At 39.3% G+C, this 22,083-nt stretch carries 21 protein-coding genes; 14 read left to right on the forward strand and 7 right to left on the reverse strand.

Features of this window, described 5'->3' with window-relative positions; all coding sequences use genetic code 11:
- Positions 1-5: 5 nt before the first annotated feature.
- Complete coding sequence (locus V5M37_RS10430) at positions 6-905, reverse strand: TRAP transporter substrate-binding protein (protein WP_423801852.1); 900 nt, start codon at positions 903-905, stop codon at positions 6-8.
- A gap of 917 nt (positions 906-1,822) precedes the next feature.
- Between V5M37_RS10430 and V5M37_RS10435 the strand changes: the two genes are divergently transcribed.
- The 4 genes from V5M37_RS10435 (at position 1,823) to V5M37_RS10450 (ending at position 5,391) form a co-directional block, all read left to right on the forward strand.
- Entirely contained in the window at positions 1,823-2,650 is an 828-nt protein-coding gene (locus tag V5M37_RS10435) for an electron transfer flavoprotein subunit beta/FixA family protein (RefSeq protein ID WP_213140610.1), read from the forward strand.
- Positions 2,651-3,682 carry an electron transfer flavoprotein subunit alpha/FixB family protein gene (locus tag V5M37_RS10440; RefSeq protein ID WP_423801853.1) on the forward strand — a complete coding sequence of 344 codons (1,032 nt, stop codon included), beginning with the start codon at positions 2,651-2,653 and terminating at the stop codon, positions 3,680-3,682. It abuts the gene before it with no gap.
- Positions 3,683-3,839: 157 nt separating this feature from the next.
- A complete protein-coding gene (locus V5M37_RS10445; protein WP_423801854.1) occupies positions 3,840-4,973 on the forward strand; it encodes a GerMN domain-containing protein in 1,134 nt (377 codons plus the stop codon).
- A 235-nt stretch (positions 4,974-5,208) separates the two neighbouring features.
- Complete coding sequence (locus V5M37_RS10450) at positions 5,209-5,391, forward strand: Fur-regulated basic protein FbpA (protein WP_378581262.1); 183 nt, start codon at positions 5,209-5,211, stop codon at positions 5,389-5,391.
- A gap of 63 nt (positions 5,392-5,454) precedes the next feature.
- Here the strand turns inward: V5M37_RS10450 and V5M37_RS10455 are convergent, their stop codons facing one another.
- The gene (locus tag V5M37_RS10455; protein WP_213140606.1) at positions 5,455-5,886 is read right to left on the reverse strand and encodes a MarR family winged helix-turn-helix transcriptional regulator; all 432 of its coding nucleotides are present in this window, start codon (positions 5,884-5,886) and stop codon (positions 5,455-5,457) included.
- Between the two features lie 141 nt (positions 5,887-6,027).
- Between V5M37_RS10455 and V5M37_RS10460 the strand changes: the two genes are divergently transcribed.
- Positions 6,028-7,539 carry an MDR family MFS transporter gene (locus V5M37_RS10460; protein WP_423801855.1) on the forward strand — a complete coding sequence of 504 codons (1,512 nt, stop codon included), beginning with the start codon at positions 6,028-6,030 and terminating at the stop codon, positions 7,537-7,539.
- A 441-nt stretch (positions 7,540-7,980) separates the two neighbouring features.
- Here the strand turns inward: V5M37_RS10460 and V5M37_RS10465 are convergent, their stop codons facing one another.
- The 4 genes from V5M37_RS10465 to V5M37_RS10480 all read right to left on the reverse strand — a co-directional run bounded on the left by V5M37_RS10465 (position 7,981) and on the right by V5M37_RS10480 (position 9,907).
- Positions 7,981-8,223 (reverse strand): hypothetical protein, encoded by a 243-nt coding sequence (locus V5M37_RS10465; protein WP_213116164.1) that lies wholly within the window; start codon positions 8,221-8,223, stop codon positions 7,981-7,983.
- Positions 8,224-8,250: 27 nt separating this feature from the next.
- Positions 8,251-8,685, reverse strand: a complete 435-nt coding sequence (locus V5M37_RS10470; protein ID WP_213116163.1) for a glycine/sarcosine/betaine reductase selenoprotein B family protein — start codon at positions 8,683-8,685, stop codon at positions 8,251-8,253.
- A 36-nt stretch (positions 8,686-8,721) separates the two neighbouring features.
- Positions 8,722-9,276: a peroxiredoxin gene (locus V5M37_RS10475; RefSeq protein ID WP_423801856.1), complete on the reverse strand. Its 555-nt coding sequence runs from the start codon at positions 9,274-9,276 to the stop codon at positions 8,722-8,724.
- A gap of 133 nt (positions 9,277-9,409) precedes the next feature.
- Positions 9,410-9,907: a CcdC family protein gene (locus tag V5M37_RS10480; protein ID WP_423801857.1), complete on the reverse strand. Its 498-nt coding sequence runs from the start codon at positions 9,905-9,907 to the stop codon at positions 9,410-9,412.
- 286 nt (positions 9,908-10,193) lie between these two features.
- On the opposite strand from V5M37_RS10480, the gene V5M37_RS10485 reads away from it, so the two are divergent.
- The 3 genes from V5M37_RS10485 to V5M37_RS10495 all read left to right on the forward strand — a co-directional run bounded on the left by V5M37_RS10485 (position 10,194) and on the right by V5M37_RS10495 (position 13,401).
- Positions 10,194-11,741, forward strand: coding sequence for a GNAT family N-acetyltransferase (locus V5M37_RS10485; protein ID WP_423801858.1), 1,548 nt, complete (start codon positions 10,194-10,196; stop codon positions 11,739-11,741).
- 33 nt (positions 11,742-11,774) lie between these two features.
- The gene (glsA, locus tag V5M37_RS10490; RefSeq protein WP_423801859.1) at positions 11,775-12,704 is read left to right on the forward strand and encodes a glutaminase A; all 930 of its coding nucleotides are present in this window, start codon (positions 11,775-11,777) and stop codon (positions 12,702-12,704) included.
- 67 nt (positions 12,705-12,771) lie between these two features.
- A complete protein-coding gene (locus tag V5M37_RS10495; protein WP_423801860.1) occupies positions 12,772-13,401 on the forward strand; it encodes a fumarylacetoacetate hydrolase family protein in 630 nt (209 codons plus the stop codon).
- An 80-nt stretch (positions 13,402-13,481) separates the two neighbouring features.
- Here V5M37_RS10495 and V5M37_RS10500 read toward each other — a convergent pair whose 3' ends face one another.
- Positions 13,482-14,813 (reverse strand): hypothetical protein, encoded by a 1,332-nt coding sequence (locus V5M37_RS10500; protein ID WP_423801861.1) that lies wholly within the window; start codon positions 14,811-14,813, stop codon positions 13,482-13,484.
- Between the two features lie 204 nt (positions 14,814-15,017).
- Between V5M37_RS10500 and V5M37_RS10505 the strand changes: the two genes are divergently transcribed.
- The 6 genes from V5M37_RS10505 to V5M37_RS10530 all read left to right on the forward strand — a co-directional run bounded on the left by V5M37_RS10505 (position 15,018) and on the right by V5M37_RS10530 (position 22,048).
- Positions 15,018-16,364, forward strand: coding sequence for a CapA family protein (locus V5M37_RS10505; RefSeq protein WP_423801862.1), 1,347 nt, complete (start codon positions 15,018-15,020; stop codon positions 16,362-16,364).
- A gap of 58 nt (positions 16,365-16,422) precedes the next feature.
- Positions 16,423-18,003: an ABC transporter substrate-binding protein gene (locus V5M37_RS10510; RefSeq protein ID WP_423801863.1), complete on the forward strand. Its 1,581-nt coding sequence runs from the start codon at positions 16,423-16,425 to the stop codon at positions 18,001-18,003.
- Positions 18,004-18,128: 125 nt separating this feature from the next.
- On the forward strand, positions 18,129-19,079 hold the full coding sequence (locus V5M37_RS10515) for an ABC transporter permease (protein ID WP_423801864.1): 951 nt from the start codon (positions 18,129-18,131) through the stop codon (positions 19,077-19,079).
- A gap of 18 nt (positions 19,080-19,097) precedes the next feature.
- Positions 19,098-20,015, forward strand: coding sequence for an ABC transporter permease (locus V5M37_RS10520; RefSeq protein ID WP_423801865.1), 918 nt, complete (start codon positions 19,098-19,100; stop codon positions 20,013-20,015).
- Between the two features lie 34 nt (positions 20,016-20,049).
- Positions 20,050-21,069, forward strand: coding sequence for an ABC transporter ATP-binding protein (locus V5M37_RS10525; protein WP_423801866.1), 1,020 nt, complete (start codon positions 20,050-20,052; stop codon positions 21,067-21,069).
- Positions 21,053-22,048: an ABC transporter ATP-binding protein gene (locus V5M37_RS10530; RefSeq protein ID WP_423801867.1), complete on the forward strand. Its 996-nt coding sequence runs from the start codon at positions 21,053-21,055 to the stop codon at positions 22,046-22,048. Before V5M37_RS10525 ends, V5M37_RS10530 begins: the two co-directional genes overlap by 17 nt.
- Positions 22,049-22,083: the final 35 nt, after the last annotated feature.

Here is a 22,083-nt window from a genome sequence, read left to right on the forward strand (position 1 = left end):
GAATCCTACAAGGCCCTAATTTTTCTGAGAATTGATTTGTATGGCTCGCCCAGCTGAGTATAAACTTTTCTTGAAGTACGCACAAAAGCCGGGAAATCAATATCTGTCTCCGTGAGAATATGCATTCCATTTTGATGGGCTATTTGCAAATAAATCGGATTATTTCTTCTTAAAAAGTCCCTTTCAAAGTCACGAGCAATTCTTGAAGCATCGGAGATTTTTATCTTTATATCCAAAGAAAAGTGGTCATATTTTCCTTTGTTCATTACAAATAAAGCAGGATTGTAAATGTGTCCAGTTAATGTTAATTCACGCTGAACCTCGTAGAACCTGTTCGGAACAATGTTTCCCAAAGAATTTTCCTGGCCATCCACGGTTCCATTCCTTAAAGCTTCATAAAGCTGAGGATAAGGGACAGAAACAGGGATAGCTCCCCAAACGCGAAATAGTGTACGGTGAATTTGATTATCTAAGGTCCTGATTTTCAGCCCACGTAGATTCTCCGGTTCAATAATGGCTGTGTCAGCCGTCGTAATATGGAGATATCCGTTTTCCCACCAGGCCAAATTTTTTAACCCAATGAGGTTAATTTCTTCATTTACAAAATCACCAATTTCACCATCCAATACCCGGTAGGCATGTTCATGGCTTCGAAATAAATAAGGAAAATCGAACGCATTCACTATAGGTACAAGATTTCCTAAACTGCTCGAAGACGTGATGCCGATATCGTATTCTCCTGTCTGCACCGCACGAATTAATTCAATGCCACTTAGGTTAAGTCCAGAAATTATTCTTACTTTTATTTGCCCATCTGTCATTCTCTCTAAGATTTGTTTGAACACCTTGGCCCCTTGATCGTAAGATGAACCAGGAGGGTTCAAATGGCCGATGGTGATTTGCATAGAGTCACTCTCCTTAAAATTAATAGATTAATAGGATATTAATTGTTGCTTTTTAAATACTTCGTTTACAATCAATCAGCGCTTGAAATTGATTTCTTTGGGAGCGTAAAAACCAAAACATTAGCCGTTGTCGTTAGGTGTGCAAATTACAGTGCAATTACCTGCATCGTCACAAACTATATCGCAATGAATTACTTCTCCTTCATTACAGGATATTCATGAAGGGGGACAAGGGTTCGGTTGATAATCGAGGGAATTAAGGAAATGGGCCAGTGTAACTTTATATGGAGGATTAATTTAAATTAGTAACGCAAGCCCCAGAACTGGTCTATTAGTACCAAATTAGGACTGACTAAAAAAGGTGGCTGACCGCCTTTTTTTGGCCCTTGTTGAGATTTTTTTCTGGACATGAATATTCTATATTACGCTCCAGTCAAATCTTTCGAAAGGGTGATATTGTTGGCAAAAAAATCAAACAACAACAAAAAGCAGAACAATGCAACATCTAAAAATAGCAATAACAAAAATAGCAATTCGAAAAATTCGAACCAAAAGAATAAGAAAAAATGAACTTTTATTTTAAAAAGAATAGAAGAGGGAGCTTGTTAACTGGGCTCTTTTCTACAATATTTTCGAAAACAACAAATAAACATTTAGAATGATAGCTTGGCAGGAGATGGATTTCTCCTGCCGTTTTTTTGATTTAAGAATATTAAGAGCCTTGAAATTTGCAAGACATCCTGGAATCCAAAAATCAGCGAGGAATATTAAGATATTTATCCGAAAATTCGAATGTTAGGACATCTCTGTTAATAAAGTAATGGTAACGGGTGAAAAGCTTTTTAGAACCGAGAGTTTCATATAGAAGGTTAAGTAATGGCACCGCCATTTGCTTTTACAATAAAAGGAGGGATTAAATGCTGCACATTGTAGCCTGTATTAAGCAAGTACCTGACACCAAAATTATCAAGATGAATCCAAAAACAAACACGATGGACCGGAGGACGGCGCCTGCAATCTTGAATCCGTATGATGCCCATGCGGTTGAAGAGGCGGTTCGTATAAAGAATAGGTATGGAGGACATGTTTCCGTTGTGACAATGGGGCCGCCTCCCGCGGTTAACGCGATTAAAACGTGCATTGAAATAGGCGCTGATGAAGGTTATTTAATCACGGACCGCCGGTTTGCGGGGGCAGATACATTGGCAACAAGTTATGCCGTAACAAAGGCGATTGAAAAAATCTCCAAAACGAAGCCAGTAGATCTGATTATTTGCGGAAAAATGTCCATCGATGGAGATACCGGGCAAGTCGGACCTGGAATAGCAAGAAGGCTTGATATTCCACCGCTTACTTCGGTGAACAAGGTAGAGGAAATCAATCAAGAAGAAGGATATGCCATTGTCCATCGCAAGTTGGAGGATGGATACGAAGTCGTAAAATCCACATTACCATGTTTGTTTTCCGTTGAGAAAACAATCAATGAAGTGCCGTACTCTCCGCTTCCAAACATGCTAAAGGCTGCTAGATACAAGCCGCATATCTGGTCGGTTGATGACTTAGAGGATGTAGATATTAAGCAGCTTGGTTTGAAGGGATCGCCAACAATTGTCTCCAAAGTATGGGCTCCACAAAAACCATCTGGGGGAACGTTATTTGAAGGTAACCCAACGGCACAAGTAGAGCAATTGCTCTCTGTCCTTTTTGAAAAGAAAGAACTCTTTGAAACAAAGGAGGGGCTGTAATTGGATTTCCAAGATTACAAAGGTGTTTGGGTATTTATAGAACAAAAAGATGGAGAGGTTGCTTCCGTATCCCTTGAACTTTTGGGTGCCGGAAGAAAGCTGGCAGACAAACGGGGAGTAGAATTAGCGGGTATTTTAATCGGAGAAAATGTTAAGCATTTAACAAACACAGTATTTGAATACGGGGCAGATACCGTGTATGTCTATGACCAACCCATCTTTAAACATTACCGGACAGAATCTTATATGAAGGCACTGCTAGAATGCAGCGATAAACATAAACCAGAAATTATCCTATTTGGGGCCACGTCGACCGGAAAAGACCTGGCAAGCGCGGTAGCCACCGACCTGCCGACAGGTTTGACGGCGGATACGACGGAACTCGATGTGGAAGAGGATACAGGGTTGCTATTGGCGAGCAGGCCGGCTTTCGGCGGAAATATCATGGCAACCATTCTTTGTAAAAAATACCGGCCGCAAATGGCGACGGTTCGCTCCAAAGTCATGAAGGCGCTGCCTCCACAGCCAGGGAGAACAGGTAAGATAGTGGAAGAGACCATAGCTTTAAAGGAAGAAGATATTCGCACGAAAGTCTTGGAAATTGTTAAGGCGACGGTAAAGAAAGTAAGAATCGACGAAGCGGATATCATTGTTGCGGGCGGAAAAGGGTTAGGTAGTTACGAAGGATTTCAGTTAATCCACCAATTGGCGGAAACACTTGGAGGTGCAGTTGGCGCGAGCCGCGATGTAGTAGAAGCGGGCTGGATTGACCACGCCCATCAAGTCGGGCAAACTGGTGTGACGGTAACGCCAAAGATTTATTTTGCGATTGGAATTTCCGGTGCGATTCAACATATCGTCGGAATGAAAAACTCCGGGTTAATCATTGCCATCAATAAGGACAAAGAAGCCCCGATTTTCCAGAACTGTCATTATGGAATTGTCGGCGACGCCTTTGAAATTGTTCCAATCCTAATCGAGCAATTTAAACAAGCTTTATCAAAAGAGAAGGTAACCAACACCAGTGGATGAAACACGGGGACGGTTCTCATGCATCATTTTTTTGATGCACGAGAACCGTCCCTTTGCTTTACCCCAAAAGGCTTATATTTGAAAGCAAAATTGAATACTTTAAAGAAAGGGGGATTTGTAATATGGCTCTTCTTGAAATAGAAAAGGGGATATTGATATGAAAAAGCTGATTGTCTTCTTTGCCTTCGTTATTTTGATTGGAAACCTTGCAGGTTGCGGTATTCAAATCGGAAACAACAACGCCGAAAATAACAACAGCAAGAATAGCACCGCCAACAATAATGATAAGAACAATAATGGCACTTCCGACAATAATAAGGGTAATAAAGAACCAACGACAAATTCAGAAACCATTAATGATTATTATCCAATGAAGAAAAATAATCGATATATATATGAAGGAACAGGAAACGAATTTGCCTCTTATAATGTTTACAATGATTATATTTCTGAAGAAAAAGTTCAACAAAGAATCGATAATGGCGGTACCGTTTTGGTCAATGTATTGGAACTTAAGGATGGCAAGCTTACTAAAGTCTTCTCAAAAGGAGAAACCTACTACAGAGAAAATCTGTTAAAAGCTAGCAATGATGAAAAAGAAGTCATTTTGATGACCCCATTAACAAAGGGGACTACTTGGACATTAAAGGATGGAAGAGTGAGAACAATCACGAATACGGCAGTAGATATTACAACGCCAACAGGGAACTATAAAGCAATCGAAGTTACCACAAAAAATACAAAAGATAAAACCATTGATTATTATGCTAAAAACGTAGGTTTAGTTAAATCTATTTTTGTATCTGGCGGTACTGAAATATCCTCCACACTAACTAAAATAGAGGATAATGTGCCATTGGTGCAGAACATAAACTTTTTTTACCCGAATATTGATGACGGAAAGCTTTATATTAAAAGCAAGCAAATAAAGTTTTATACCAATGACATTACGAGGAAAGTTCTGGCGCAGGCATACAAGGAGCCAATAAACAATCAATTGGGTGTTGTTTTTTCGAAAAATACGGAGATTAACAGCTTATATTTAAACCAAGATGGAATCGTGTATATCGATTTGAATCAGGCCTTTAGGGATGAAATGTCTGCTGGAGCAGCATATGAAGAAATGCTTCTTCAAAGCGTTGTCAATACAGTAGGTCAATATTATCAAACGGCAAAAGTATATCTCACCATTGACAATAAGCCCTATGAATCAGGCCATATCAGCATGAAAAAAGGAGAGTACTTTAAGGTACAAACTCAGAACACCATTGAGATGAAGGATTCTCACTAATCCACTTTATAAAAAGACCGGTACATGAAGTGACCCCCTAAGGTTGAACTATTAGTCCAACCTTAGGGGGTCACTTCAACACCCGGTCTTTTATTTGGTGCAACACCAGAACGGTGGTGCCCTTTCTTAAACAAATTTTTAATTCATACTTTACAGATAGGAATTATCAGTTTATAATGAATTTATCAACCAACGGCTATTGTAAGCTTTTTGTAAAATCAAAGGAGTGTTTCTAATGAGAAATAACGACGAAAAAAAGCGACAAAAACTTATTAATAAACTAATTTTCCTTAACGTATATAATAAAGAAGATCAAAACCTTTATGGAATGACACTAAGAAAGCTAGAATCTGAATACAGAAGATATAAATTAGTAAACCATCCTCACGGTGAGTTTGGCTCTATTCAAATAATATAGGTTTTAAATTTCTTAGACTGTACGGTGTTTCTGCACCTGCGGTCTTTTTTTATTCAGGCTCTATTAATCCTCTTTCAAATGCTCCACGAGCCGGCCAAGCAAATCGCTTAACACCACGATTTCTTGGTCATTGTAAATATGATAAGTCTGGGCATTAAAATCATTTCGTAACGAACTCAATTGCTCATAGACTCGGTGTCCTTCCTCAGTGATATTCACACGAGTTCGTCTTTTATCTTCAGGGTCTTGATATAGTGTTACTAAATTGGATTGCTGCAGGCGGTTGATCATCCCTGTCATATTTTGTTTCGTGACAAGCATTTCTTCTTTTAGATCACCGATGGAAATACTTCCCTTTTGAATGATCGTTCTCAGAATCACCCATTGCTGGATGCTTGTCAATCCAACATCGGCGACCATTTTTGCTCCATATCTGCTTAAAAGATTGGATATTCTCATGAAATCTAAAGTAATGTTTGTTTTTAAATTCTCCATATAGACCTCCGTTATATTGACTATTTATAATTTTAGTCAAGTTATTGACTAAAATGCAATGATAACTTACACTATTTTAGTCAACAACTTGACAAATAAGGGATTTTCTTGATTTTTGCAAATTATAAGGAGATATGAAACATGCCAAAAACAACTACGAATCGTAAAATGGTTACTGTTGCGATGCTGGTTGCGATTTTACTCGTCGCCATTGATGTCACGGTTGTCAGTACCGCTATGCCGCGGATTGTCAGTGACCTTAGCGGGTTAAAATTAATCAGCTGGGTGTTTGCCATCTATACTCTCACCACTTCTGTAACAACACCGATTTATGGAAAATTAGCTGACTTATTCGGCCGAAAGAAAGTTTTTATGACAGGGGTTATTTTGTTTGTAGCTGGATCGATGTTGTCAGGCGCTGCCCAGACGATGCATCAATTAATTTGGTTCCGTGCTTTTCAAGGAATTGGAGCAGGGGCGGTCATGCCGTTAACCTTTACGATTATCGGGGACCTTTACCCCGGTGAACAGCGTGCAAAAATGCAGGGAGTGTTTAGCTCAATTTGGGGAATTGCGGGACTTCTCGGTCCATTGGTAGGCGGCTTCTTCGTTGACCAAATCAGCTGGCGGTGGATTTTCTACATTAATTTACCGGTTGGGTTAGTGTCCATAGTCTTAATCACCTTCTTCTTCCACGAAACAGTTGAATTGAAAAAGGAACGTAAAGTTGATTATCTTGGAGCCGTTACGTTTACGATCGGGATTTCGACTCTTTTATATGCATTACTAAATGCGGGTCCAGGGCAAAAGTATGCATGGAATTCAGCTACAATTTATATGCTGTTTGCTGTTGCGGTGATCTTTATTGTGCTTTTTGGCTATATTGAAACCAAGGTGAAGGAACCGATGCTTCCGCCATCGTTATTCAAGATTCCAGTCATTCTTGTTTCAAATTTTATCGGTTTTTTGGCAAGTGCTGTACTTATAGGAGTGAATGTTTATTTGCCAATGTGGATTCAAACTATTCTTGGACATAGTGCGACAAGCTCAGGGCTTACGCTGATGCCAATGTCGATTGCATGGCCTTTAGGTGCCACGTTTGCCGGACGTTATATGTACAAAATCGGTTCAAAGTTAACTGCCGTCATTGGTGCTGTATTGATTGCCCTTGGCGGAACATGGTTACTGGCAGTGGAACTTGACTCCTCATATTGGTATTTTGTGGGAATTATGATTGTGATCGGTCTTGGTATGGGGTACGCGACAACCCCGACAACTGTACTTGTTCAAGCAGCAGTAGGCTGGCAAATGCGTGGGGCGGCAACCGCTTCTAACTCATTTACGAGGTCAATCGGACAAACGGTGGGAATTGCAGTGTTTGGAACTATTTTTAACAACTCACTCATTCAGTTTGGAAAAGAACATTCAAACGGAGCATGGAGCGGAGGAGGCAATATTAACAATCTCTTAAGCTCAGAAGCTGTCAATAAACTTCCTGCAAACGTCATGAGGTTGATTCAAGAGGCTCTCGCTCATGGTATGCACCTTGTGTTTATTCTCGTGTTCTTTATCGCAATCGCAAACTTATTGGCTACTTTCCTCCTTCCTTCACACAAGAAGGTAATGGAGCAGCAAAAGCAGGTTCAACACTAAAATGTAAAGCCGTCATTTGTGGCGGCTTAGGTTGTCGAGAAAAGGGTCTCTTTCTCGGCAATTTTTAATTTTGTCTCCGAAACTTGAGCAACCTTCGGACAAAACCGATTGAAAAAAGGGAGGGAGTGTCCGAACCTAAGCAACCTTCGGACAAAACTCATTGAAAAAAGGGAGGAAGTGTCCGAACTTGAACAACCTTCGGACAAAACCGATTGAAAAAAGGGAGGAAGTGTCCGAACCAGAGCAACCTTCGGACAAAACTCATTGAAAAAAGGGAGAAAGTGTCCGAACCAGAGCAACCTTCGGACAAAACCGATTGAAAGAAGGGAGGGAGTGTCCGAATCCCGGTTAATCGCAATGCTTGAATTCAACAAGTTGGAGTTCGAAGTAAAACTTCGAAAAAAACGAAAAAGGGCCTGCATCTGCGGACCCTTTTTCGATTCAATTATATGTTGGAAAATGCGCATCATGAATGTGCCCTGGCTCTTGTCTTTCATTTAACTCTGCCAGTGCTGCCAGTAATACTTTCATTTGTGTTACTTTATCATGAGGCTTTCCCAATGAATGGCCGAATTCGAATCCAACTGGATGGATTGCACGAGGCGGTCTCATCAAACTGGATTGTTCAACGTCCAAGGTAATTAATGTTGTCGGAATTCCCTGTGATTCAATGCCGCGCTGCACTGTAACTACAGTGCGATGACAGAGCGGTCAGCCGGCAGTTAAGAGTACTGCATCCGCTTTGGAACGGACGACTTCTTTTACCAGCGCGGGAATGGTTTCATTATTAATTTTATTCAATCTCATGGAATAGCCCATCATGGTTAGATGTTTTTCTGCCACTCCGCCGATGTCTCCATCATCAACCATTTCCCGTAGGCGGTCGATAGGGAAAACGCAGTTAATATCCTCGTTAGGAGCATCTGTATTATAATGCTCCTTTGGGGCTGCATGGGTGACCATTAAATCCTTGGAATCAACATCTCCTGGAATAATGCGGAAGGTCGCATCTCCTTCTGAGGGATTCGTGTTAAAAGGTTCCTGTTCCTTCAAATGGACGCCAGAAGTTGAAACAATCATAATGGTCATTTCATGAAGCGGTTTACTGCTAGGTGTATATGGGATGGCTTTTCTTGAGAGTTCCATACCCATCCTCCTTATTTTATACTCTCTTAAAATCATTTAAAGCTTTCTTAGTACATCAAACAACTCTTCATTATCAGGCTGCCGATCAAGTGGATGGACATCAATCCACTGAACAATACCTTCTTTATCAATGATAAACAGGGCACGTTCGGAAGCCCCATATGCAGCCTCGCCCTTGTTTTTGCGAAGGACTCCATATTTTTCCGAAACTTCTCCATGCGGATAAAAATCGGAACAAAGCGGGTAAGAAATACCGCCAATTGATTTTTGCCAAGCATCATGACTGTGGACACTATCTACTGAAATACCCAAGACCTGGGTATCGAACTCTTCGAAACGAGGTAAATCATCCTCGTAAGAAGGCATTTGCGCGCCTCAAACGGGGGTCCAATCTAGTGGGTAAAAACAAAGAAATACATTTTTTGTTCCGCGGAATTCGCTCAAAGTAACCCTGCGGCCGCCATGTGCTTCCAAAGTGAAATCAGGTGCCTGGTCACCAACCTTTAAGGTGCTTGTTTCCGTAGCTCCTTGTGGCATGTAAATCTCTCCTTTCCTGTGATTTTTTTCACGAACACCTTTCATTATTCCCATGTCCCATCTACCTTATCCCAAAAATAATTAAGGGCAGAAAAATAGGTGCTTTTTGAAAAATGACGAGATGAATAAAATAATCTGGGCACGACATTCATTGATAAAATGTCGTGCCCAGATTGCTAAGAAAAAGTTATGCTCTAATCGTTATGATCTCTTCGCCGAGCATTTGTGACTGTTTTACCTTTCTAAATTTAACAAAGGAAATAATTCTCCATGGAACGACATAGCCAACAGCAACTGTAAAGAAAAGCATACTTAAACTGAATGGATCGATGCCGGAAATAAATTGTCTTAAAGCGATTCGAATTACGAGAACGGAAATCAGTGCAATAAAAAAGGCTTTATTTTTTTGTGCATAAATCTTTCCGTCCTGACGAATTTCATAGTTGGTTGTAAAAATAAGCGGAACTGCAAGCAATACTCCGATTAAAGCTGCAACGCCAACTTCCCAAACTTTTAAGTGCAATTGAAATTGTAAAAGTGCGGAAAACCCCGGAAGTAAAAAGACCATCGGGAGCAATATTTTGATCCCCGACCCTTGAACCGGACGAACCATCGCCCTCGTACGTCTCCAAAATACCAATCCAAAAATTACAAAGAATATTCCATACATTGCTAATCCGTTCATTTTTCATTCTCCTTTTCTGGTAAGCTTATTTTCAATTTCATTTTGTTTTTCTTATTTACAACTTGATTATAAGGTCACCGGAAATTCGAATATAGTCACCTTCGTCAACAGTGATATATGACTTTAGTCATTATTTTTTTGATTTTTCAACGTTAGTTAAGGCAATGTCACACTATTGTATGAAATACGCAACTCAGGAAAAAATTTAATATGCACCCTTTTAAGTTAAAAAAGCATGTAAATAGATTAACTACATACGTTCCAATAAGAAAAGGTTGTGAAAACCATGTCAGAAACAGATATGTCAAAATACGAGAAGAAAATTGAGATTCGCAACATCCATATTGAAGACATAAATGATATTATTGCGCTTGGTAAAGTTTGCTTCCCCAACATGGACCCATGGAAGCGGGAGCAACTGCTTAGCCATATTCGAATTTTCCCTGAGGGTCAGATTTGTGTGGAATACGAGGGTAAAATCGTAGGTTCCTGTGCAAGTCTTATCGTCAATTTTGACGAATACGACGACCAGCACACCTGGGACACCATTACAGACCATGGGTATATCACGAATCACGACCCAAGTGGACTTAATTTATACGGCATTGAAGTGATGGTCGATCCTGAATATCGGCGGATGAAATTAGGCCATCGTCTTTATGAGGCTCGAAAGGAGCTTGCCGTTCGTTTAAATCTAGAAAGTATCATTATTGGCGGACGAATCCCAAACTATCACAAATACAAGGGTGAAATGACTGCACGTGAATATGTGGAGGAAGTGGAGAAGCATAACATTTATGATCCTGTGTTATCCTTTCAGCTTCTGCAAGGCTTTAAAATTAAACGGATTAATACGAGCTACCTTCCAGACGACAAAGCGTCTGATTCAATGGCCACCTTGATGGAATGGAATAATGTCGATTATCGGCCCAAATCAAAGCGTATTTATCGTACATCATTCCCCGTTAGAATTTGCGCCGTCCAATATATGATGAAGAAAATTGACTCTTATGAGGATTTCAGTACACAAGTGCAATATTATGTGGACGTTGCCGCTGATTTTGGTTCCGATTTTGCGGTGTTTCCAGAAATATTCACGACCCAATTGATGTCCTTTCTTGAAGAAAAAAGACCAGACCGGGCAGTAAGGAGGCTTTCGACCTTTACAGATCAATATATAGAACTGTTTACGCAGCTTGCTGTAAGATATAACATCAATATTGTCGGCGGAACTCATTTTATCGAAGAAGATGGAGATATTTACAATGTCGGTTTTCTTTTCCGCCGGGACGGCACGATTGAAAAACAATCGAAGCTTCATGTGACACCTAACGAGAAAAAGTGGTGGGGAATCGCTGAAGGAAATGAGATCAATGTATTTGATACAGATTGTGGAAAAGTTGCAATCCAGGTATCCTACGACATCGAGTTTCCTGAACTCTCAAGAATTTTAGTTGAAAAGGGCGCCAATATTATTTTTGTCCCCTTTAGTGCAGAAGATCGGCAAAGCTATCTTCGCGTACGCTACTGTGCCCAGGCCCGTGCCATCGAAAACCAAGTTTATACCTGTATTGCCGGAACTGTGGGCAATCTAACCCATGTAGAAAACATGGATATTCAATATGCACAATCTGGCATTTTCTCGCCGGCCGATTTTGAGTTCGCAAGGGACGGGATTGTCGGGGAATGTGATGCGAACGTTGATACCGTCGTGGTTGGCGATGTTGACCTTGAGAAATTGAGACGCTCGCGGAATTCCGGTTCGATGCGGCAATTACGTGACCGGAGACATGATTTGTATCGAATAGAATGGAATGGCTTATCAAAAAAATAAATTTAAAGGTGCATATACTACGGGTGATGAATAATGCCATGTCAATCAAGTGACGAATTAAAGAGATTAGTGGAAGAAGCAAAAAGGTGTACAAAAGATGGAAAAGTCGCAGATTATATTCCCGAGCTGGGTAAAGCAAATCCTCATGCGTTGTCGATTGCGATAAACTATCCAGACGGAAGATGTATCTCTGCAGGAGATATTGATAAAAAGTTTACCTTGCAAAGTGTTTCAAAGGTTATTAGCTTAGCATTGGTTTTAATAGAAAATGGCTTTCACTACGTGTTTGAACGGGTTGGGATGGAGCCAACCGGTGACCCGTTTAATTCAATTGCAAAGTTGGAAACCATGGCTCCAGCCAAGCCATTAAATCCGATGATCAATGCCGGGGCACTTGTCGTAACTAATATGATAAAAGGGAATTCAGTAGAGGAGCGGTTCAATCGGTTATTAGGCTTTATCCGGGAATTGGCAGGCGACCCTGCCATTGGCTATAGTGAGACGGTAGCACGCTCGGAGTTTGAATCGGCTGACTTAAACCGGGCGCTTTGTTATTTTTTGAAACAGCATAAAATCATTACTGAGGATGTTGAAACATTATTAGATTTATACACCAAACAGTGTGCGTTGGAAATGAATTGTTTGGATTTAGCAAGAATTGGGATGATTTTTGCAATGGATGGCATTGATCCACTTAACGGAAAAAGAATTATGCCTGACGATGTAGCGAGAATTTGCAAAACATTTATGGTTACGTGCGGAATGTATAATGCCTCCGGTGAATTCGCCATAAAAATAGGCATCCCGGCTAAAAGTGGGGTATCAGGCGGAATCATGGGGTCTGTTCCTGGTAAATTTGGTATTGGCATTTTCGGTCCCGCTTTGGATGAAAAAGGGAACAGTGTGGCTGGACTTAAACTTCTAGAACTTTTGTCAAGAAAATATCGGTTGAGCATGTTTTAAGCGATTCCTTGTTGTATAGTTGATGTAAGAGTAAGTTTTAATAATTACTATAAAATGAGGGATTGTCATGAATAAGATTTCTAATATCTACTGCGTCGGTCGAAACTACGCTGAGCATGCTAAGGAACTGCAAAATGAAGTGCCGATGTCCCCAATTATTTTTTCCAAACCTACTCATGCCTTGGCGGAAGCTGTTGGTCAGGAAATTTTACTGCCTGGAAATCGAGGTTCTATCCATTTTGAAACAGAAATAGTGATAAGGATAGGAAAGTCCTATCAAAAAGGGATGAGAGTAGAGGAAATAGTCGACAGTATGGCCATGGGCATCGATTTTACCTTACGGGATGTTCAGAGTGAACTTAAGAAAAAAGGCCAGCCATGGCTATTGGCAAAAGGATTTCCGAACTCAGCTATTGTGAGCAAATTCATCTTTTTTCCAGGGATAGAAGAAATGATGAAGACCGATTTTTCTCTTCTTATAAATGGGAAAACGGTACAGCAAGGGAACATAAAAAATATGATCTTTGATTTGCAGGCCATAATTGATTTCATTGCTCTAAACTTTGGATTAGGGGAAGGAGATTTAATCTTTACGGGTACTCCTGAAGGAGTTGGACCAGTAAGGGACAAAGATCATTTAGAATTGCTTTGGGGAGATTCCGTTTTAGGTGAATGTTTTATTAAGTTATTTTATTAGTCCGCTGGTTAGGCGCCGTAAGCTATTTTTTGGATAGTATTACATAGGGAAGCAGACTAATATGTCTTGCTTCCCTTTAATTAGTTTCCTAAAGACGGCATGTCTTCCTCAATATATCCTACTCTATAGATATTTCTTGGTCTTCCCCTTTGAACTGGTGCTTCCTCACCCACAATTTTAGCTAATTTATTTTTTTCTAAATCACTTAAAATTCTCCTGGCATTCCTTTGAGTCATATCTAACCATTTTGCTAGTTCAAAAGCACTTATTGATCTATGTTCATGATTATCTTGAATGGAGAGTATTTTGTTATAAGTGCTAATATTGACACCGGCAAGCTTGAGTCTATTAATAAATATGGTGTCATCAGAACGATAGCTGAAGGTGAAACTTTTTTCGCTTTGCAAGGGACCTTCGATAACACCATTTTCAACTGCTAGCATGATGGTGTTTTTTTGATATTGCTTGGCATAATTGAGTGCAAGGTAAGCATTTTGTTCTGCCCCAAATACTGTTTTTCCATAACCAATTCCTATATGTGCATATAGAGGGGAGATGACAGTTATTTTCTCAAGAAATATAGGAATTTCCTTCTGGATGTTTTTCTCTAATGCGCCTCTAGTAGAAAAAATGAAGTATTTTCCATTCCCTTGGTTGATAAAAGACCCTAAAATTTTCTCTGCAAAATCGATAATGACATCCTGCAGCTTTAAAATAAGTCGATGAGATTCATATGATGCACAGTTTTCTCCAATTAGTTTGTCCATTTCAAAAATATGAAGAATTAACACTGAAATTTGTGAACTTTTGAATTGAATAATTTCTCCTTTTTGTGAGGCCTTTAAAATTCCTCCTCTTATCGCCATTTTTGTGGGCTTTACTCGATAGGCAGGAACATTCATCGCTTTCAGTGTTTCATACACAGAGCGGATACAGGTTATACAATTATCTACCTGGCCGCTCTTATAAAGCTGATAATGGAAATCAATCAATTCATCTGTTCGTTTATATCCATTATAGGGGTTTAACTTTAGGTTTTCCGACTTTAATTCCATTTCAGAGAAAGTTTCATAGATTTGCTCTGAAGGAATCGTATCAATACTTAGCCTGTCAAGTTTTTTATGGTCCTTATATCCGATATCTAGCAGTACTTTCGATAAGCTTGACCCGTTTAAGTGAGGGTAAAATCCGATTAAATTCTCCAATGTATTTTGTGCAACTGCGTAGGGTGCCTGCCCCGAAAACAGCCAGACATCGACATCATCTTTTGCACGTTTTACTATCTCCTCTGTTTCCTCTAATTTCTTATAAATGTAAGGCTTTGTGATAATACGATCCGAAAATTCTTCGGCAACACTTGAAATTAGACTAACTGAATCAAGGGGTCCTACAATTCCTACTCTTGTTTTCATACAACCCACCTCATTATATCGAAAAATATTCTGATTCTTTTTATAAATAATAATTGACTGATAATTTCAAATCCAATAATATACTATTAAGGGAATAAATAAGGATAATTTCCTTAAATAAATTTTACCACAGCTAACAGAAAAAGAGAATAAAAAGACTAGTTAAAAAGTCTAGGTAAAATGGATAGGGGAGGGAAGGATAGGTTGAAAAAAATTACGTTTGCTGCATCTGGAGATTCTTTTATTACCAGGAGAATTCCAGCTAAGGATGATCAATTTCGTAACATTTCATCTGTTATAAAAAGCGCTGACGTTCGGTTTACGAATCTTGAAGTAACTGTACATAATCAGGAGGGAATTCCTGGAGCTGTAAGTGGTGGGACATGGGCAATGGGACCTCCAGCTGTGCTTATGGATATCAAGGATTATGGATTTAATCTTATTGCTTGGGCCAACAATCATACGCTTGATTATACCTTTAAAGGTTTAGAAGCTACGGAAAAGTATTTAAATGAACATGAATTCGTACATGCTGGTGCAGGAATGAATTTAGCAAGTGCCTGCGAGCCAAGATATTTGGAGACTGAAGGCGGCCGTGTTGCATTAGTTGCTGCAACATCCAGCTTTCACGAGACTTGGGTTGCAGGTGAACAACGTCCTGACATGGCAGGTAGACCCGGTATTAATCCACTCCGTTTTCAAACAACATACAAAGTAGCCTCTAAGAATTTGCAAACATTAAAAGAAATAGCTTCTAAAGTGAACATCAATGCATCCCGCAATCTAAGTATTAAAGAAGGATTTCAGCCAAAAAGAAATGATGATCTATTTGAATTTGGTCAGTATTTATTCAAGGAAAGCGAAGAGGAAGGACAATCAACCTCTCCTATGGATAAGGATATGTCCAGAATTTTGAAAGCGATTAACGAAGCCAAAAGGCAAGCTAAATATGTATTAGTTAGTATTCATGCGCACGAAATGAAAGGGGAGTATAAAGATAGGCCAGCAGAGTTTATTGAACAGTTTTCCAGAAAGTGTATTGAGGAAGGGGCAGATGCTGTAATTGGCCATGGACCACATATCCTTAGAGGAATAGAAATCTATCAAAATAAACCGATTTTTTATAGTCTAGGAAACTTTATTTTTCAAAATGAGACAGTATCGCATTTACCAGCTGATTTTTATGAAAAGTATCAGCTTGATCATTCAAACAATGTGGCAGATGCGCTAGATAATAGAACTCGAAACAACACAATTGGATTTGGTGTAAATCACAAAATTTGGGAATCAGTTATTCCGGTTTGGAAAATGGAGGGCAAGCAAGTAACGGAAATTCTGCTTTACCCGATTGAGCTAGGATATGGACAAGAACGGTACGAACGTGGTTGGCCTGTTCTGTCTGAAAATATAAATATACTAACACAGTTAGCTAAGCTTTCTGAGCCATATGGAACGATTATTGATATTGAAGGAAACGTTGGAAAAATTAGATTAGAAACTGAATTTGCAGAAGCAGGAAGATTCATCAATGATATGAATATAAATCTATAAATTATTGTGGAGAAGGGTTTCCAAAAATATATATCAAAATAAAAGTGGAGGTTAAAAAATGAAAATAGTTAGAAGTTTAATAGCATTGTTATTCATCTTTGGAATTGTTGGATGCAGCAATACATCTGTTGATAAATCAAGTTCGAAAGAAGCGACAGAGGAAACAGGGGAAGCGGGAGGCGTCATAAAAATAGCGATGAGTGCGCAGCCTCCTACGATTGATGTACATTTAACTACATCATCAGATGCAATTGAGGTTTCGCGAAATATTTATGAAACACTCGTAACGCAAGATGAAAATGAACAGGCTGTACCGATGCTGGCAGAATCTGTTGAAACAAGTGAAGATGGACTTACTTATACTTTTAAATTAAGAAAAGGTGTAAAGTTTCATAATGGGAAGGAAATGACATCGGATGATGTTGTAGCTTCGATGACTAGATGGCTGGAAAAATCATCACGTGCAAAGTTGCTGCTAGAAGGAGCTAAATTTGAGGCGGTAGATGAATATACTGTAAATCTAAAGCTTAGCAGGGCAGTAACAGATGTTCTTGATATTATGGCTGGAAGGGGGCAATTTCCAGCCATAATGCCAAAAGAGATTATTGAAAATGCAGGAGAAGATGGTGTCAAAGAATATATAGGTACAGGTCCATTTAAATTTGCTGAATGGAAGCAAGACCAATATATCCGTTTAGAAAAATTTGCTGATTACTCTCCTTCAGATAAGAAGCCTAGTGGGATGTCTGGGAAAAAAGAAGTATATATTGACGAAGTATATTACTACATTGTGACTGATTCATCTACTCGAATGGCAGGGGTACAGACTGGGGAATACGATATTGCCCTAAACATGCCATTTGATAATTATGACCAATTAAAGAATACGCCTAATTTAAAAAGTTATGCCACTTTCGACACTGGTACATTAAATCTTGCTTATAACAAGAAACAAGGAATTTTTACAAACCCTGAGATGAGAAAAGCGGTCAATATGGGATTTGATGCGAATGCCATTATGCTGGCGAGTTTTGGAAGTAAAGAATTGTTTAAATTAGACCCTGGATATATGAGTTTAAGTCAAAAAAATTGGGCAACAAATGCTGGGAAAGAAGTCTACAATCAGGCTAATGTTGAGAAGGCCAAGCAAATGTTAAAGGCTGCAGGCTATAACGGAGAAGAGGTAGTCTTATATTCTACAAGAGATTACGATCACCAATACAATGCCTCAGTTGTAATTAAGGAGCAACTTGAAAAAATGGGTGTAAAAGTAAAACTGGAAATTTACGATTGGCCAACATTAGTGGAAAAACGGAATAATCCGGAAAATTGGGACGCAATGATTGTCGCTACTGGATATGTCACAACTCCGTCCCAACTATTGGTTGTAAATCCTAGTTTCCCAGGCTGGACGAACGATGAAAAAATCACACAATCATTAGAAGACATTAGGGTGGCAGAAACAAAAGAAGAGGCAAAGAAGAAATGGGCTGAGTTACAGAGCTATATGTGGAATGATTATGTACCGCATACACTATTTGGACACTACGCATCCATTCTTACAACGAATGAGCAGGTTAAGAATTTTAAAGTATTCCAAAAAGGTCCAGTTCTATGGAATGCGAAAAAAATAAAATAATCGAGTGAAAGATCCAGGCATCCTACTTAAATCTAGTAGAGAGAGTCTGGATGACTAACCATCAGCGGGAGTGGCGGGGTTATTTCCGCTGATGGAATCACGATTATCAATAAAGGAGTAGAAAAATGAAATGGTACTTAGTTAATCGTGTCCTCTCACTAATTCCTGTGTTATTTGTAGTTTCTATCGTTATATTCTCTATTATTCATATAACACCAGGAGATCCAGCTGCGATATTGTTAGGAGAGGAAGCAACTGACCAGCAAATACAAGACCTTAGAGGGAAACTTGGACTGGACAAACCAATTGTTGAACAATACTTTCTTTGGGTAACAAATGCCCTTCAGGGTGATTTGGGTATGTCTTACTTTATGAAGGAACCAGTCTTGAATTCAATTTTTAGTCATTTAATACCTACTATCTCTGTAGCGGTATTAGCAGGAACGATTTCATTAATCATTTCAATTCCGCTTGGAATTCTAGCAGCAGTATACAGAGAAACAAGTGTGGATCGAACGGTGATGGGTATTTCCCTGCTTGGGATGTGTGTTCCAAGCTTCTTACTTGGTTTATTCTTAGTACTATTAATTGGTGTTAAGCTGCAATGGTTACCAGTGGCTGGTTATCGGCCTATTCAAGCCGGATTATGGGAACACTTGAAATACCTCATATTGCCTTCTATTTCATTAGGTGCTATGCACGCAGCACTAATTGCTAGAATGTCCCGGTCTAGTTTGCTAGAGGTATTGAACATGAATTATATCAAAACCGCAAGATCTAAGGGTGTTACGGAGAGATTAGTTATTTTTAGACATTCACTTCAAAATGCTTTTCTCCCTATTTTAACAGTAATCGGGCAAACTTTTGGGGCCTTAATTGCAGGAGCGGTTGTAACAGAAACTATTTTCAATATTCCTGGTATCGGGCAATTGATTATTAATTCAGTCGAAAGAAGAGATTATGCGGTGATCCAGGGAGTTGTTCTCTTCGTTACCTGTGTATATGTCGTCATCAATTTATTAGTCGACTTATTGTATGGTGTCATAGACCCTCGAGTGAGGCTGGATAAAAAGTAAGAGGGAGGGAAGAAAAAAATGAGTGTACTTGAAAGAAAAGAATTAGTCAGTTCAACGATTATAGATACAAAACAAAAGCTAAAAAGTGAACAAAGACGATTATTATTCCAAAGAATTAAATCAAATAAAGCCATTGTTACTGGCGGTATTATCATACTTCTTCTATCCTTAATCGCACTATTGGGTCCGCTTTTAGTACCACACACACCATATGAAATGGAAGTGACAAATAGATTAAAGGCACCAAGCAGTGAGCATTTGTTAGGAACGGATAATTTTGGCCGGGATTTACTTTCTAGAATTGCATATGGTGCCCGTATCTCATTAGGCGTTGGAATGGCCGTTGCTTTCTTCGCTTGTTTATTCGGTCTAATTATCGGTTTATTGGCTAGCTATTATCAACTATTAGACAATATTCTTATGCGTATATGTGATGGCTTAATGGCCATACCTGGGGTCCTGCTTGCTATTGCTTTAATGGCAGCACTAGGCCCATTGCAGCAAAATGTTATTATTGCCCTAACGATTGTTTTTATTCCAAATGTAGCGCGGGTTGTTCGCTCAACGGCACTAATCATTCGTGAAGAAACATATATTGAAGCCATCAAGTCCCAAGGTGCGAGTACGTGGAGAATTATTGCACTTCATATTGCGCCTAATACCATATCACCACTTGTTGTTCAAGCTTCATTTATTTTTGCTGATGCCATTATTACGGAGGCTGCTTTGAGCTTCTTAGGAGCTGGAATTCCAGCCCCTGATCCAAGCTGGGGCAATATATTATATGACGGGAAAGTTGTAATTTTTAACGCGTGGTGGATGACTGTATTTCCAGGAATATTAATTGTCCTCTCTGTTTTAGGACTGAATTTATTAGGTGATGGGTTAAGAGATCTGATTGATCCTCACATAACGAAAGGAAAAAAGCGAAAATGAGGAATTGTAATCTTGGAGAATTGGAGGGGAAAGGATGAGTTCAACATCACTGTTGGAAGTTAAAGATTTAAAAACACATTTCTATACAGAACGGGGACGGGTTACAGCAGTCGATGGAATTTCCTTCAGCGTTAAAAGAGGGGAAATACTTGGCGTTGTTGGGGAGTCAGGCTGTGGGAAAAGTGTGACTTCACAATCAATCCTTCGATTATTTGATGAAAAAAATTTAGTTCAATATGAGGGAGAAATCCTTTTTAATAATGAAGTCGATTTATTAAAACTATCAAAATCAAAAATGCAGCAGGTTCGGGGTAATGATATTTCTATGATCTTTCAGGATCCATTAAGTTCATTAAATCCTGTTCTTACCATTGGTTTCCAAATTGCCGAAGCGATTCTTTTACACCAAAGGGTCTCCAAAAAAGAAGCCTATCAAAAGGCTGTTGAAATGCTCCGTCTGACAGGCATTCCGTCACCTGAAAAACGGGTTCATGAATATCCTCATAACCTATCTGGCGGAATGAGGCAGCGTGCAATGATTGCGATGACTCTCGCATGCCAGCCTAAGTTGCTTATTGCTGATGAACCAACGACGGCTTTAGATGTAACCATTCAGGCGCAAATTCTGGATTTGATCTCAGATCTAAATAAAAGATTTGATATGGGAGTTATTTTTATTACTCATGATTTAGGTGTAGTAGCGGAGTTATGCAGTAGAGTTGTCGTCATGTATTTAGGACAAATCGTTGAGGAAGCAGACGTCCATGATCTTTTTGAAAATCCACTCCATCCATATACCAAAGGATTAATTAAATCAATTCCGCAGATAGATGGCGACCGCTCGGTAAAATTACACGTTATTGAAGGGATGGTGCCGTCACTCAATAATGTACCAAAAGGATGCCGATTCGCAGCCCGTTGTTCCTATGCCGATGAAATGTGCAACAATCATCCTCCCGAACTTCAACAATATAAAGGTAACCAAAAAGTGAGATGCTGGAATTTTGAGAAAATCTTACAGGAACAGGAGGATGGTCATGTCCCTACAAGTTAATAAAGAGAAAGATATATTACTAGATATCCAAGGGCTGCAAAAGTATTTTCCTGTTAGAGGTCCTTTAGGCAGGCTTGGCGGAACAAAAAATTATGTTAAGGCGGTAAATAATGTTTCCTTCCGATTATATGAAGGAGAGACATTTGGGCTTGTTGGGGAGTCTGGTTGTGGAAAAAGCACAACAGGCAGGACCATTATGAGATTAACCGAGCCTACCGGTGGCAGTGCTGTTTACAATGGAACAGATATTTTTCAACAGTCGGGAAGAGACCTTCGGAAAATTAGAAAAGAAATACAAATGGTTTTTCAAGATCCCTATTCTTCTTTAAATCCGAGAAAAAGAATTGGGAAAACGTTAGAAGAACCATTAATAATACATTCAATTGGAAATCGAAAAGAACATACTGAAAAAGTGATGGATATCATGCAAAAGGTAGGGTTGCAAACTGAACAATATTACCGATATCCGCATGAGTTCTCCGGTGGTCAAAGACAAAGAATAGGAATGGCGCGTGCTTTAATTGCCAATCCGAAATTAGTTATTTGTGATGAACCTGTGTCAGCGCTTGATGTGTCCATTCAATCGCAGATCATTAATTTAATGCAGGAGCTCCAAGAAGAATTTAAATTGACATATTTATTCATTGCCCATGACATAAGCGTTGTTCGACATATATCAGATCGTATCGGTGTCATGTATTTAGGTGAATTAATGGAGGAAGCTCCGACAGATAAGCTATTTGCTACGCCATTACATCCTTATACTCAGGCTTTGCTGTCGGCAGTTCCGACGCCTAATCCGAGAATAAAAAGAGAAAGAATTACACTAAAAGGTGAAATACCATCACCATTGAACCCGCCTTCAGGATGTATTTTCCATACACGCTGCCCATATGCCATGGATCGTTGTAAAATAGAAAAACCTATTAAGAAAGAATTGCAAGAGGAGCATTTTATTGCCTGCCATTTATATGATTAGTGACTGGAGCGTATGTGTGAAAAGAGAGGATGAGA

This window comes from Neobacillus sp. SAB-20_R2A (assembly GCF_049568635.1).
Lineage (GTDB): Bacteria > Bacillota > Bacilli > Bacillales > Cytobacillaceae > Neobacillus > Neobacillus citreus.

Coding starts and splice junctions, on each gene's coding strand:
- V5M37_RS10430 (WP_423801852.1), bottom strand. CDS start 905: ATGCAAATCACCATCGGCCATTTGAACCCTCCTGGTTCATCTTACGAT.
- V5M37_RS10435 (WP_213140610.1), top strand. CDS start 1,823: ATGCTGCACATTGTAGCCTGTATTAAGCAAGTACCTGACACCAAAATT.
- V5M37_RS10445 (WP_423801854.1), top strand. CDS start 3,840: ATGAAAAAGCTGATTGTCTTCTTTGCCTTCGTTATTTTGATTGGAAAC.
- V5M37_RS10450 (WP_378581262.1), top strand. CDS start 5,209: ATGAGAAATAACGACGAAAAAAAGCGACAAAAACTTATTAATAAACTA.
- V5M37_RS10455 (WP_213140606.1), bottom strand. CDS start 5,886: ATGGAGAATTTAAAAACAAACATTACTTTAGATTTCATGAGAATATCC.
- V5M37_RS10460 (WP_423801855.1), top strand. CDS start 6,028: ATGCCAAAAACAACTACGAATCGTAAAATGGTTACTGTTGCGATGCTG.
- V5M37_RS10470 (WP_213116163.1), bottom strand. CDS start 8,685: ATGGAACTCTCAAGAAAAGCCATCCCATATACACCTAGCAGTAAACCG.
- V5M37_RS10480 (WP_423801857.1), bottom strand. CDS start 9,907: ATGAACGGATTAGCAATGTATGGAATATTCTTTGTAATTTTTGGATTG.
- V5M37_RS10485 (WP_423801858.1), top strand. CDS start 10,194: ATGTCAGAAACAGATATGTCAAAATACGAGAAGAAAATTGAGATTCGC.
- glsA (WP_423801859.1), top strand. CDS start 11,775: ATGCCATGTCAATCAAGTGACGAATTAAAGAGATTAGTGGAAGAAGCA.
- V5M37_RS10495 (WP_423801860.1), top strand. CDS start 12,772: ATGAATAAGATTTCTAATATCTACTGCGTCGGTCGAAACTACGCTGAG.
- V5M37_RS10500 (WP_423801861.1), bottom strand. CDS start 14,813: ATGAAAACAAGAGTAGGAATTGTAGGACCCCTTGATTCAGTTAGTCTA.
- V5M37_RS10510 (WP_423801863.1), top strand. CDS start 16,423: ATGAAAATAGTTAGAAGTTTAATAGCATTGTTATTCATCTTTGGAATT.
- V5M37_RS10515 (WP_423801864.1), top strand. CDS start 18,129: ATGAAATGGTACTTAGTTAATCGTGTCCTCTCACTAATTCCTGTGTTA.
- V5M37_RS10520 (WP_423801865.1), top strand. CDS start 19,098: ATGAGTGTACTTGAAAGAAAAGAATTAGTCAGTTCAACGATTATAGAT.
- V5M37_RS10525 (WP_423801866.1), top strand. CDS start 20,050: ATGAGTTCAACATCACTGTTGGAAGTTAAAGATTTAAAAACACATTTC.
- V5M37_RS10530 (WP_423801867.1), top strand. CDS start 21,053: ATGTCCCTACAAGTTAATAAAGAGAAAGATATATTACTAGATATCCAA.